Genomic DNA, 12,557 nt, shown 5'->3' with positions numbered 1-12,557 from the left:
TCCTGGGGCGTGAGCCGGCGTTCCGCTTATCGAAGCGGCAGGACCATTTTACCGCGGAATGCACGAGGGGAGGACGGTCAGGTCTGGGAAGCCGCCATTAGCGAACCTCAACCCGATACGCACGAGGTTGAGGCCTCGCCACACTGGTGCTAGACAATCCTCACGTTTGGAGCAGACCTAGAAGAAGATGAAGCTGTCCGTCCAGTCCGTCGGTACAGTCGAAAACTCAGTCAAGATTATTTGATTTCTGGCGCCCAAGTTTATTACGAGCTGTCCCCCAGGGGTTACTTCCATGTGGGGTAACAGGGAGGCGTAGTCGACGACGTCTGTGCCGTTGATATGCTTCTGTATTTTGATGAAATCTTCGTTTGGGTCAAAGTCAGGCAGCGCATCAGAGCCAAAGTCGCTGTCGAAGCCGAAGGTATCAGAACCAGGCCCGCCATAGATGCTGTCGAAACCGTTCAGCCCGACAATGTAGTCATCGCCTTCTTGTCCATAGATTACGTTGTCCCAGCGGTCGCCAAAAATTATATCGTCGCCGCCCGATGCGAAAATGTTCTCGATGTTAAACAGCTGATCCCCGTTAGCTGTCACGCCGTTTTCCAAGTCGATGATAACGCGGTTCACGTCGTCGAACCGGACGTAGTCCACGCCGTAGCCGCCATCGATCCAGTTGATTCCGGCGCCGCCATACAACTGGTCGTTGCCTTCGCCGCCATACAGCTGGTCTGCGCCACCGCCCCCGTAAATGACGTCCTTACCTTCGCCGCCGTAGAAAACGTTGCTCCCGGCGTCGCCGGTCATCTGGTCGGCAAATACAGATCCGATCGCACCTTCGATGGAGACGTAGTGGTCTTCGGTCAGGGTGTGGCCGCCCTGTTGAAGCGATAGGTCGATGATCACGCTGGCGGCGGTGTCATAATTCACCAAGTCGTAGCCGCTACCGCCATCCAGAAGGTCGTCCCCGCCACCGCCACTGAGGTGGTCGTTTCCATCCTCTCCGAACAATTGATCGTCGCCATCAAGTCCGTAAAGGGAGTCATCGCCTTCATCAGCGTAGATCAGATCCGCGTTGAGCGTTCCGAGCAGCATTTCACTACTGGTCGTGCCGTACAGCGTAGCCATGGCGCGCCTCGAGGTTGACCGAAGGTAGTCATCTTGCCTCAAGGTTGCTCGCGCGTCGATGTTCCTGACGCCCAGATGCCGTTGACGGCCAAACGGAACATGTTGCGATCATGGAAGATCGTCGAGACGACCCGGCCCCAGAAGCTAGAAAAGCCCATCCCTCCGCCTGGTGAGACCGGACAGGTTTTGCAGTTTCGGCCGCTGTCAGAGCCGTCTGACTGACCCGTGCGCGTTCGCGACCTCGTGGTCGCCACGGACGCGACAGTTGCCGCATCGGCAAGCTCGACCGGTGCGCATGGCGTTCCGTGGGCGGCCTTAAGTTGGATCGTCCCCTCCAAGGCTAGTCTTAAGTTGGGACCGCCAAGTTGGCAAAATGCCCGGTTGAGGGATTTCAACGCATCCGCCTGCATGCGTTAAGTCGGCTCCACATGCGGCGAAAATACACTTTATTTTTCAATGGGTTGATCTGAATTTTGTCTAACTGGCTCGGCTGGGTTGGGCTGACTTCGGTTCTGGCTTTGTGTTTTGGCCGGTGATCGCGGCGATCTGGCGGACCGTGCAGCCAGCTTCGGCCAGGCGGCGGGCGGCGGCTTTGCTTAGGCCGTGGGCGCTGCGTCCGTAGTCCTTCGTTTTCTATCCGATGGAGGGGAGAAACGTTGCAATAGCTTGCTGTGAGACGGGCGCTGACAGCTTTGTCCCATCATTGACGATGAGTGGCTTAAAAGGCACGCTGATGCGCGCTATACCGAAAGCCGTGCCGGCCAGTTGCGGTTCGGCCAGGGAGATGCGGTTTATGGCGGATGGCTCCGTGAAGGTGATGCGCGATACGTCCGAACGCCGCCGCGAAATCACGGCCATGCTCCGCAGCCGCGGCAGCGTTCAAGTCACGCCTCTGTCCGAACAATTCGGCGTGTCGATGCAGACCATCCGCAAGGACTTGCACTACCTCGAGGAACACGGCGTGGCGACCCGCGCCTACGGCGGCGCCATCTCGTCCGAAGTGGTCAACGCCGGCGCCGAGCCGGCGATCGAAACCAAGCGTGTCAGCCACACCGAGGAGAAGGAACGGATCGGCAAGCTGGCCGCCGGAATGGTCAAGGCCGGCGACTCCATCATGCTTGATTCGGGCACGACGACCTTGCAGATCGCCCGCTTCCTGCCGGACGAGGAAGACATCACCGTCGTCACGAACGATTTCGATGTCCTGGGCGTGCTCAACCAGAAGCGAAAGATCAAGATCGTCATGCTGGGCGGCGAACTGCGCCGCCGCAACATGGCCTTCTACGGCGCCCAGACCGTCGCGGCGCTGGACGACCTGTTGCTGGACAAGCTGTTCCTGGGCGTCGACGGGTTCGACGTCGAGCGCGGCATCACCACGCATCACGAAGCCGAGGCGCAACTGAACCGCAAGATGGTCGAGACGGCGCGCGAGGTCATCGCGGTCACCGACGCATCCAAGTTCGGCAAGGTCTGCCTGCACCGGATCATCGATGTCGGCGACCTCGATATCCTGATCACCGACGCCGCCGCTCCGGACTATATCGACCAAGCCGCGGAGCGTCTGGGGATCAGCCTCCACAAGGCCTGACGCCAATCGACATCTAGAGCGTAGCGGACGCCGAAACCGCTCACACTTTCGGCTGCCACGCTCAGCGGCGCAGGGCCGCGTCCCCCCAGGTGACGACCAGCGGAAGGTCGCTGGTCGCGGTTTCCGATCGGGCGACGATCTCGACGATGCGCACGCCCTTGATGTCGGCGGTGAGCGGACGCGAAGCCTCGCCCAGGCCCATGGGCGGGCTTTGGGTCAGCAGCTTGCCGTCGCCGTAGACGGCGAAGCGCACCTTGTCCTTGGTGTTGCGCGTGGAGTCGTCCACGCCGACCCGGGCTTCGAAGCGGGCATGGCCGCTGTTGCGCACCTCGATGCGGGAATTGGCCAGCACCCCGATGCCGGTGTCGAAGCCCTGGCCGTCGATGCGCAGGGCCTGGTCATAGGGCGTTGCGTCGGCCTGGGCGCCGCCCCAGCCGGCATAGGTCGGGCGCTCGCCCGAGCCGCGGGTCTCGCCCCAGGCGTTGCGCATGCGGTGCACGACCGGATCGGGCTCGGGCGCGATCACGCCGTCGACCGCCACGTTCACGTCGCCCGGAATTTCCGACAGATAGACGCCGTCGCCGAGCGCTCGCGCGCCCGAGGCTTCGAAGACCAGGGTCTGGCGCGCCTCCAGCGTGAAGCTGGTCTCGCCCGTGAACGCGGTCGCGGTCCTGTCCCACAGGTTCCTGAGCTGGATCGGCCCGTCGCCCGCGAACTTCAGCTGCGCGGCCGTGAGGGTCACGTCGGTCTTGCCCAGGCCCCGGTTGAACAGGGCCACGGCCTTCTTGCCGTTGGCCAGGGTCTTGACGATGATCTGCACGTCGTCGGAGGCGTAGGCGATCACGCCCTGGTGGCCGCCCGGATCCTGGTTGAGCCGCACGATGTCGCCGTTGCCCCAGATGTCCATCAGGCTTTGCGGCGCCTGGCGCAGGTCGTAGCTGATCAGCAGCGGTGCGTTGATCATGGCCCACAGCGCGAAGTGCGAGCGCGCCTCGGTCAGGTGGTTCTGGTCGAACTCGCCATGGCCGATGAACAGGATGTCCGGATCGTTCCATGCGCCGGGCTTGGCGTAGAGCGCGCGGGTCGAGGCGCTGTCGAAATTGTGCAGCATGCGCGTCCAGGTCGGGGTGATGTCGCCGCTGGTGCGCCACATGTGGCCGACGTCCTTGCCCCAGGACCGGACGTCGGCCGAGCCCCAGTTGCAGATCGCCAGGATGTAGTCGCCGTCCGGATTGTAGGTCTTCAGCGCCTGGGCCACCTCGGCGTACCGGGCCCGCACCGCCGGCACGTCGGTGCGGTTGATCGTCACCTGGTCGATCAGCGGCGGCTGCGCCCTGTAGGCGTGCTCGCGCACGATGTCGGTCTCGGGGCCGTAGACGTTGATGCCGCAGGCGTCGACCTTGATGTAGTCGAAGCCCCAGTCCTTGAAGTAGAGGGCGATGTCCTGATCGACGTGGCCCTGAAGCCCGACCTCGCGTTCGGCCGTCGTGCCCTCGGGCAGGTTGGGGGAGTGCAGGTCGTAGGCCTGCGAGCAGGCGTTGCGGCCGATGTCGGTATAGATGCCGGCCTTCAGGCCCATCTTGTGCAGGGCGTCGGTGTAGGGGCGGAAGCTGGTGTCCTTGCCCTTGACCTTGGCCGACGGGAAGATCGCCGTGCGGATCTCCAGCCGCCCGTCCGACTGGCGGCGCTTGAGCCACCAGCCGTCGTCGATGTTGACATAGGTGTAGCCCAGCTTGGACAGGCCGCTGTCGACCAGGACCTTGGCCGCGCCCACGACCTTGGCCTCGTCGACCTCGGTGCGGAAGGCGTTCCACGAATTCCAGCCCATGGGCGGCGTGCGCGCCTGGGACCGCTCGGGAATGGACCACTTGCCCGTGGCGGCCAGAGGATCGGCGACCTGGGCGACGGCGGGCGCGGACAGGGCCAGAAGGCCGGCGACGGCGGCCGAAGCCAGCAGGAAGCGGACGGTCATGAAGCCCCTCGTGATCAGTGCTGGCGCTTGGCGAGGAACTCGCGTTGGGCGTTGCCGTAATAGATCTTGTCGATCACCGACTTGGGCAGGGCCAGGCCTCGCGCGTCGGCGTCGATGTCGTCGACGCGCTGGGTCTCGCCGGTGGCCAGATAGGTCCAGTCCGACGTCCAGTAGTCGTGCGCGACCTTCTTGAAGCCCTGGGCGTCGTCGCCGGGATTGAGCGTCAGGTCGGTGCCGTAGAGGATGCGGTCCTGATACTTGATGAAGAAGGCGCGCACCTTCGCGTAGTCGCGGACCGACTGGTATTGGATCTGGGCCATGCGGGCGGCGGTTTCGATCACCGCGTTCGGATGGGCGTCCAGGAATTTCGCCGCCTCGTCCACGTTCCATTCCAGGCTGGCCATGTGCGCGCCGACAAAGTGCATGTCCGGGTGCTTGGCGACCATGGCGTCGCGCTTGGCCATCAGTGTCTCGTAGCGCGGCATCTCCGGGTGGAGATACATGTGGTATTCCGGGTGCTCGCTGAAATAGGTCTTGTCGTTCTTGGTCGTCATCTGATCGAGCGGCAGCCAGCAGTTGTACGGCTCGCCCTGGTGGGCGATCAGGGGAACGCCCTTGGCCGCCAGGTGATCGAAGACCGGATCCAAGCCCTTGTCGTCGATGAAGATCAGCTGGCCGGCGGCGTCGCGCTCGACCATGCCGATGTTCTTCCAGACCTTGACCGCCAAGGCGCCCTGTTTGAATTCGGAATCGAGATAGGCGTTGGCCTTCTGCGCCCAGCCGTCGGTCCCAAAGCCCTTCATCGTGAAGGTGGCGGCATAGTGGAAGCGTTTCGGATCGATCTTCGTGAAGTGATGGGCGGCGTCGGCCTGGAGGGCGATCGGCGGGAAGGCCGGATAGTCGACATTGATCGACAGGAGCTCGAAGTTGTCGGCCGCCGCCTGGTCGAGGAACGCCGGGTCCTTGGCGTTGACGTGGACGTGGGCGTCGAACTTCCGTACGCGGGCGAAATCGGCGACGCTGTAGGTCGCGGCTTCGGGCGCGGGTTGAGCCGATCGCGGCGCGCAGGCCAACAGCGCCAGGGGCGCTGCAAGGGTGAGTAGCAAACGCCTGTCGAGCCGCATGGCCGCCTCCATTTTCCTGAAACGCACCCTAAAACAACGAAATCGAAACTTGTTGTTTCGGTTGTATGTGTTTTTGTTTGCCTTTTAAAAATGACCTATGCAAGATCATTTTTGTACGCATCGAGGGGGCTGCCCGTGATCACGAAACCGCTTGTGAACAGGCGCGGCATGCTGGCCCTCTTCGGCGGGACCGTTCTGGCGACCGGGGCGCTCGGCGCCAGCCGGGCCTGGGCCGCGGTGCCGGTGGCCCGCGCGGGCGATGCGGCCCTGACGATCGAATTCGACGCCGCCCTGAACAGCCGGCTGATCTCCAGCCTGACCGGACAGGCCACGCCCCTGACCGACTTCGCGCCGTCCGAAACGGTGACGCTCAAGAGCGGCCAGGTGATCGACCGCTTCACCTTCGCCGAACACGGCCAGGCGCCCGTCAGCGACGTCCACGGCAAGGGCGTGCGCCACACCGTGCGCGGCGTCTCGGCCGAGGGGCTGGAGAAGACCGTCAGTCTGACCTTCTACGAGCGCTATCCGGGCTTCCCGCTGATGACGGTCACGTGGCGGCACACGGGCGGCCAGTCGCTCGAGGTCGAGCGCCACCGGATCGGCGCGCACGTGCTGAAGTCGTCGGGCGCGGGCTTCTGGTCGTGGTCGGGCTCGACCCACTCCGACCGGCGCGACTGGGTGCAGCCGATGAAGGACGGCTTCGACCAGCCCAACTTCATGGGCATGAACGCCTCCGACTACGGGTCCGGCACGCCGGTCGCCGATGTCTGGCGGCCGGACGCCGGCATCGCCGTCGGGCATGTCGAACTGACGCCGAAGCTGGTCTCGCTGCCGATCGTCGCCTCGTCGGCGGGCGCGTCGGTGGCGCTGGAGGAGGCGAGGGCGGTGACGCTGAAGTCCGGCGACACCCTGGTCTCGCTCGACGCCTTCGTCGCCGTCCACCAGCGCGACTACTACGCCACGCTCGACGCCTACCGCCGGGTCATGGCCGACCGCGGCCTGGCGGCCCCCAAGGCGCCGGAAGGCTCGTACGAGGCCATCTGGTGCGCCTGGGGCTATGACCGCAACTTCACGGTCGCCGAGATCGAGGGGACTTACAGCAAGGTCAAGGAGTTGGGCTTCAAGTGGGCCGTGCTCGACGACGGTTGGCAGACCAACGAGGGCGACTGGGCGCTGGACCCGCGCAAGTTCCGCACCGAGGCGGAGATGGTGTCCTTCGTCAAGGCGATCCGCGCGGCGGGCCTCAAGCCCAAGCTGTGGCTGGCGCCCCTGGCCGTCGATCCTGGCTCGGACCTGCTGCACGACCACACCGACATGCTGCTGCTGGACGCCGACGGCGCGGTGCAGAACGTCACCTGGTGGAACGCCTTCTATCTGTGCCCCGCCTACCAGCCGACCCGGGACTACACGCAGAAACTGGTGCGGAAGATCATCGGCGAGTGGGGCTATGAGGGCCTGAAGCTGGACGGCCAGCACATGAACGGCGTCGCCCCCTGCTACAATCCGGCCCACAACCATGCGCGCCCGCAGGAGTCCGTCGAGAAGCTCCAGGACTTCTGGAAGCTGGTCTACGACACCGCGCGAGAGGTCAATCCGAACGCCGTCGTCGAGTTCTGTCCCTGCGGCACCTCCTACGCGTTCCACAATCTGCCCTACACCAACCAGGTGCCGGCCTCGGATCCGCTGTCGTCGTGGCAGGTGCGCCTGAAGGGCAAGTCGCTGAAGGCCTTGATGGGGCGTGACGCGGCCTATGCCGGCGATCATGTGGAGCTGAGCGACGGGGGCAATGACTTCGCCTCCACGGTCGGGATCGGCGCGGTGATCTCGACCAAGTTCACCTGGCCGGGCGAAGGTCGGGGCAAGGACGCCAATTTCCGCCTGACGCCCGAGCGCGAGGCGGTGTGGCGCAAGTGGGCCGACCTCTACAACGCCAAGATGCTGCCCAAGGGCCAGTACCGGGGCGAGCTCTACGACATCGGCTTCGACAAGCCCGAGGCCCATGCGATCGAGAAAGGCGGCCGGCTCTACTACGCTTTCTACGCCCCGCAATGGGATGGACAGGTCGAGCTGCGCGGCCTGGGCGACGGCGCCTACCGCCTGACCGACTACTACAACAACAAGGGTCTGGGCACAGTGACCGCCAAGACCGCCCGCATCCCCGCCAAGTTCGAGAAGTTCCTGCTGATCGAAGCCGTCCCCCTGAAAGGCGGCCGCGCATGACCGACGCTTCCGTAGCCGCGCCCACTGAACCCACCGAGCCCGTTGTCGCGCCCCGGCGCTGGCTGCTGTTCGCGCTGCTGACCGTCGCCCTGTGGGGCGTGTGGGGCGCGTTCGCCAGCATCTCGGCCCAGCGCGGCTTTCCCGAGACGCTGGTCTATTGCGTCTGGGCCGTCACGATGATCGTGCCGGCGGTGATCGTCATGCAGCGCGAAAAGTGGAAGCTGGACCGCGACCCGAAGTCGATCTTCTACGGCCTTCTGATCGGCCTGACCGGGGCCGGCGGCCAGATGATCCTGTTCTACGCCGTCTCCAAGGGGCCGGCCTATCTGATCTTCCCGATCATCTCGTTGTCGCCCCTCGTCACCATCCTGATGTCCTTCGTCCTGCTCAAGGAGCGCACGACCAAGCTCGGCGCGCTGGGGGTGGTGCTGGCGCTGATCGCCTTGCCGTTGTTCGACTTTTCGCCGCAGGGCTTCTCGTTCGCGCAAGGCGGGGCCTGGTTCCCGCTGGCCCTGGTCATCATGCTCTGCTGGGGCGTGCAGGCCTACTTCATGAAGCTGGCCAATGCGCGCATGAGCGCCGAGAGCATCTTCTTCTACATGATGGTCAGCGGCCTGCTGGTGGCGCCGGTGGCGCTGGGCATGACCGACTTCTCCAAGCCGATCAACTGGGGCTGGGACGGGCCGTGGCTGGCGGCCGGCATCCAGATGCTCAACGCCGTCGGCGCCTTGGCCCTGGTCTATGCCTTCCGATACGGCAAGGCGATCGTGGTCGCGCCGCTCACCAACGCCGGCGGACCCTTGGTGACCGCGGTGATTTCGCTTCTCATCGCCGGGGTGATGCCCGGCGAGCTCAAGATGATCGGCCTGGCTTTGGCCGTCATAGCCTCGGCGCTCCTGGCCCTGTCCTAGGACGCGCCGCACCTCCCCCCTTGGAGCGGTCGTTGCCTGCAGCGGCCGCTCATTTTTTATCAAGCGGGCGGAGTGCGGGTCGAAACGAAATATGTATGTTTCGTTTTCATTGCTTTCATTGCGTTGTGGTTGGGGTTGCGTTAGGTTGGCGTCTGTTCACCGAAGGGTTCCCTATGAAGGCGATGCTCGATCTGGTCGCCCGGCATAAGTCCGGTCAGGCGTGCGGCATATATTCGGTCTGCTCGGCCCATCCGCTGGTGATCGAGGCGACCTTCGTCCATGCGCTGCGGGCCGGCGTCGACGTGGTGCTGATCGAAGCCACCTGCAACCAGGTCAATCAGGACGGCGGCTATACGGGCATGACGCCGGACATGTTCCGCGACTTCGTCCACGCCATCGCCGACAAGGTCGGCCTGCCGCGCGAGCGCATCCTGCTGGGCGGCGACCACCTGGGTCCCAATCCGTGGACCGGCCTTGGCGCCGAGGAGGCCATGGGCAAGGCCGAGGTGCTGATCGAACAGTACGTGGCCGCCGGCTTCCGCAAGATCCACGCCGACTGCTCCATGTCGTGCGCCGACGATCCGACGCCGCTGCCCGAGGACACCGTCGCTCGCCGCGCCGCGCGTCTGATCGGCATCGCCGAAGCCACGCAACGGCGCGTGGGCGGCGAGCCCTGCGTCTATGTCATCGGGACCGAGGTGCCCGTGCCGGGCGGCGCGGCCGAGGATCTGCCCGAGCTTGAGGTGACGACGCCGCAGGCCGCGCTCGCCACGATCGAGGCCCACCGCGCCATCTTCGCGGCGGAAGGCCTGTCGCAGGCGTGGCCGCGCGTCATCGCCGCCGTGGTGCAGCCGGGCGTCGAGTTCGACCATCACAAGGTCATCGACTACGACCGGGCCAAGGCCGTCGCCTTGAGCCGCGCGCTCGACGATCAGCCCCACATCGTCTTCGAAGCCCATTCGACCGACTACCAGACGCCCAAGGCGCTCAAGGCCCTGGTCGAGGACCATTTCGCCATCCTCAAGGTCGGGCCGGGCGTCACCTTCGCGCTGCGCGAGGCCTTCTGGGCCCTGGACGCCATCGAGCGCGAATGGATCGGCGAAGACCGCGCCTCGCGCTTCCGCCATATCACCATCGAGCGCATGAAGGCCGATCCGCGCAACTGGGGCAAATATTATCACGCCACCGGCGCGGACCTTCAGTTCGACCTGCAGTATAGTCTCTCTGACCGGATACGCTACTACTGGCCCGACCCGCAGATCACCGCGGCCCAGGAGGTGATGTTCGCCAACCTTACCGACAATCGCCCGCCCCTGGCGCTGATCAGCCAGTACATGCCGGACGCCTATGCGGCCGTCCGCAATACTGACCTGACGCCCAGTCCGGCCAATCTGGTGATCGCCCATATCGGCGCGACGCTCGACGCCTACCGCGCGGCCTCCACCGTTGAGCCGGAGTTTGCTTATGCCTGACGTCACCCATCTGGGCCTCACGGAGTCCGCGCTGGACCAGCTGGGCGGTCTTTGGACCGCGCGCGAGATCGCGCAGCAACCCGCCATGCTGCGCGAGACCCAGGCCCTGCTGATGGCGCGCCGGGCCGAGATCGAGGCCTTTCTCAAGCCGCTTCTGGCCTTGCCGTCGCTGCGCGTCATCCTGACCGGCGCGGGCACGTCGGCCTTCATCGGCGAATGCCTGGCGCCGGTCCTGTCCACGCGTCTGGGCCGCCGGGTCGAGGCCATCCCGACGACGGACCTGGTCTGCGCCCCTCAGCTCTATTTCGAAACCGACACGCCGACCGTGCTGGTCTCCTTCGGGCGCTCCGGCAACAGCCCCGAGAGCGTGGCGGCCGTCGAGCTGGCCGACCGCCTCGTCAAGACGCTGCATCACCTGGTCATCACCTGCAACGCCGAGGGCGCCCTGGCGGCCTACGCGCAAAGGTCGCGAGGCCTCATCGTGCAGCTGCCCGAACCGACCCACGATCGAAGCTTCGCGATGACGTCGAGCTTCTCGTGCATGACCTACGCGGCCCTGGCGGTGTTCAGCGGCATCGCGCCGATGGACGCGCGGATCGACGCCATCGCGCGCGCCACCGAGCAGGTGATCGACACCTGCGCCGCGGTCATGCAGGCCGCGGCCGGCGAAGGTTATGAGCGCGTGGTCTATTTGGGCAGCCACATCTTCCAGGGCCTGGCGCGGGAGTCGGGGCTCAAGCTCCTGGAGCTGACCAACGGCGCCCTGGTGACGATGTTCGATTCACCGCTCGGCTTCCGGCATGGTCCCAAGACCATCGTCAACAACCGCACCCTGATCGTCGTCTTCTTCTCCAACAACGCCTATACGCGCAGCTACGACGTGGATCTTCTCGGCGAGCTGCAGCGCGACAACGACGCCGCCCGCGTCATCGCCATCACGGCCCAGGACGGGGTGGGGCTGGCCAAGAGCGACGAGTTGAGCGTGCTGGGCCTGGAGACGGCGGACGACGCCGAACTGCTGTTCCCCTATATCGTGGCGCCGCAGATCTTCGCCTTCTTCGAGTCTCTGCGCCTGGGGCTGACGCCGGACAATCCCAACACCTCCGGCACGGTCAATCGCGTCGTCCAAGGCGTGCGCATCCACGAGCTGAGCTGACGATGGACCAGGCGAACCTGTCCGCAGGATGTTTTCTGGGCGTGGACGGCGGCGGCACCAAGACCGCCTTTGTCCTGACCGACGCCGGCGGGCGCGAACTGGCCCGCCACGAAGGCGGGTCCAGCTACCATATCCAGGTCGGTTTCGAGGCCCTGCACGCCTTGCTGCATGACGGCGTTCGCGCCGTGCTCGATAAGGCCGGCGCTTCGCCCGAGGACGTGATCTTCGCCTTCTTCGGATTGCCCGCTCACGGCGAGGACTCGCAGGTCCAGCCCTTCCTCGACGTGATCCCCGAGGCGGTGCTCGGTCATCATCGCTACGCGTGCGGCAACGACATGATCTGCGGCTGGGCAGGCTCGCTCGGCGGCGAGGACGGCATCAACATCGTCGCGGGCACGGGCTCGATCGGCTATGGCGAGCGCCAAGGCCTGTCGGCGCGAGGCGGCGGATGGGGCGAGGTGTTCTCCGACGAGGGCTCGGCCTACTGGATCGCCGCGCAGGGGCTCAACGCCTTTTCGCGGATGGCCGACGGGCGCCTGCCGCGCGGGCCGCTGCATGATCTGCTGACGCGCGAGCTGGAGCTGCAAAGCGATCTCGACATCTGCGCCTACGTCTACGCCAAGTCCGCGCCCCAGCGTGACCGCATCGCCGCCCTGTCGCGCCTGGTCGCGCGAGCGGCGACGCAAGGCGACGAGGTCGCGCGCCGCATCTTCACCGAGGCCGGCCGGGAGTTGGCGGCGATCGTCGAGGCGATCCGCAAGCGGCTGCGATATCAACCCGGCGAGACGGTGAACCTGTCCTATTCGGGCGGGGTGTTTCAGGGCGGCGAGCTCATCCTCCAACCCTTCCGCCAGCAGCTGTCGCTCTATTCGCCCGACTACCACCTGATCACGCCGCGCTTCAGCCCCGCCATCGGCGCGGCCCTCTACGCGGCGCGCCTGAGCGGCCAGGCCGTGAGATTGCCGATCGATGCCTGACGATACGGGAAC

At 65.4% G+C, this 12,557-nt stretch carries 9 protein-coding genes; 6 read left to right on the top strand and 3 right to left on the bottom strand.

Annotation, left to right across the window (positions count from 1 at the left end; translation table 11 throughout):
• Window positions 1–177: 177 nt before the first annotated feature.
• Complete coding sequence (locus AC1DYP_RS06085) at window positions 178–1,125, bottom strand: calcium-binding protein (RefSeq protein ID WP_477045582.1); 948 nt, start codon at window positions 1,123–1,125, stop codon at window positions 178–180.
• 793 nt (window positions 1,126–1,918) lie between these two features.
• Here AC1DYP_RS06085 and agaR point away from each other — a divergent pair.
• Window positions 1,919–2,713, top strand: coding sequence for a transcriptional repressor AgaR (agaR, locus tag AC1DYP_RS06080; RefSeq protein WP_477045581.1), 795 nt, complete (start codon window positions 1,919–1,921; stop codon window positions 2,711–2,713).
• A 61-nt stretch (window positions 2,714–2,774) separates the two neighbouring features.
• On the opposite strand, the gene AC1DYP_RS06075 is transcribed toward agaR, so the two are convergent.
• Both AC1DYP_RS06075 and AC1DYP_RS06070 read right to left on the bottom strand, forming a co-directional pair.
• Complete coding sequence (locus AC1DYP_RS06075) at window positions 2,775–4,685, bottom strand: NPCBM/NEW2 domain-containing protein (protein ID WP_477045580.1); 1,911 nt, start codon at window positions 4,683–4,685, stop codon at window positions 2,775–2,777.
• A 14-nt stretch (window positions 4,686–4,699) separates the two neighbouring features.
• Window positions 4,700–5,809, bottom strand: a complete 1,110-nt coding sequence (locus tag AC1DYP_RS06070; RefSeq protein WP_477045579.1) for an amidohydrolase family protein — start codon at window positions 5,807–5,809, stop codon at window positions 4,700–4,702.
• Window positions 5,810–5,977: 168 nt separating this feature from the next.
• On the opposite strand from AC1DYP_RS06070, the gene AC1DYP_RS06065 reads away from it, so the two are divergent.
• The 5 genes from AC1DYP_RS06065 (at window position 5,978) to AC1DYP_RS06045 (ending at window position 12,545) form a co-directional block, all read left to right on the top strand.
• A complete protein-coding gene (locus AC1DYP_RS06065; protein WP_477045578.1) occupies window positions 5,978–8,029 on the top strand; it encodes a glycoside hydrolase family 36 protein in 2,052 nt (683 codons plus the stop codon).
• Window positions 8,026–8,940 carry an EamA family transporter gene (locus AC1DYP_RS06060; protein ID WP_477045577.1) on the top strand — a complete coding sequence of 305 codons (915 nt, stop codon included), beginning with the start codon at window positions 8,026–8,028 and terminating at the stop codon, window positions 8,938–8,940. The genes AC1DYP_RS06065 and AC1DYP_RS06060 overlap by 4 nt, the downstream gene beginning before the upstream one ends.
• Before the next feature lie 182 nt (window positions 8,941–9,122).
• Complete coding sequence (locus AC1DYP_RS06055; protein ID WP_477045576.1) at window positions 9,123–10,412, top strand: D-tagatose-bisphosphate aldolase, class II, non-catalytic subunit; 1,290 nt, start codon at window positions 9,123–9,125, stop codon at window positions 10,410–10,412.
• Complete coding sequence (locus tag AC1DYP_RS06050; protein ID WP_477045575.1) at window positions 10,405–11,568, top strand: SIS domain-containing protein; 1,164 nt, start codon at window positions 10,405–10,407, stop codon at window positions 11,566–11,568. The genes AC1DYP_RS06055 and AC1DYP_RS06050 overlap by 8 nt, the downstream gene beginning before the upstream one ends.
• A 2-nt stretch (window positions 11,569–11,570) precedes the next feature.
• Complete coding sequence (locus AC1DYP_RS06045) at window positions 11,571–12,545, top strand: N-acetylglucosamine kinase (RefSeq protein WP_477045574.1); 975 nt, start codon at window positions 11,571–11,573, stop codon at window positions 12,543–12,545.
• The last annotated feature ends 12 nt before the right edge of the window (window positions 12,546–12,557 follow it).

Source organism: Caulobacter sp. P1_D6 (assembly GCF_056406095.1).
This window is presented reverse-complemented; position numbering and strand designations above follow the sequence as displayed.

What these genes read in the sequence shown, in the direction of transcription:
- AC1DYP_RS06045 (WP_477045574.1), top strand. Translation starts at nt 11,571, where the DNA reads ATGGACCAGGCGAACCTGTCCGCAGGATGTTTTCTGGGCGTGGACGGC.
- AC1DYP_RS06075 (WP_477045580.1), bottom strand. Translation starts at nt 4,685, where the DNA reads ATGACCGTCCGCTTCCTGCTGGCTTCGGCCGCCGTCGCCGGCCTTCTG.
- AC1DYP_RS06065 (WP_477045578.1), top strand. Translation starts at nt 5,978, where the DNA reads ATGCTGGCCCTCTTCGGCGGGACCGTTCTGGCGACCGGGGCGCTCGGC.
- AC1DYP_RS06050 (WP_477045575.1), top strand. Translation starts at nt 10,405, where the DNA reads ATGCCTGACGTCACCCATCTGGGCCTCACGGAGTCCGCGCTGGACCAG.
- AC1DYP_RS06085 (WP_477045582.1), bottom strand. Translation starts at nt 1,125, where the DNA reads ATGGCTACGCTGTACGGCACGACCAGTAGTGAAATGCTGCTCGGAACG.
- AC1DYP_RS06060 (WP_477045577.1), top strand. Translation starts at nt 8,026, where the DNA reads ATGACCGACGCTTCCGTAGCCGCGCCCACTGAACCCACCGAGCCCGTT.
- agaR (WP_477045581.1), top strand. Translation starts at nt 1,919, where the DNA reads ATGGCGGATGGCTCCGTGAAGGTGATGCGCGATACGTCCGAACGCCGC.
- AC1DYP_RS06070 (WP_477045579.1), bottom strand. Translation starts at nt 5,809, where the DNA reads ATGCGGCTCGACAGGCGTTTGCTACTCACCCTTGCAGCGCCCCTGGCG.
- AC1DYP_RS06055 (WP_477045576.1), top strand. Translation starts at nt 9,123, where the DNA reads ATGCTCGATCTGGTCGCCCGGCATAAGTCCGGTCAGGCGTGCGGCATA.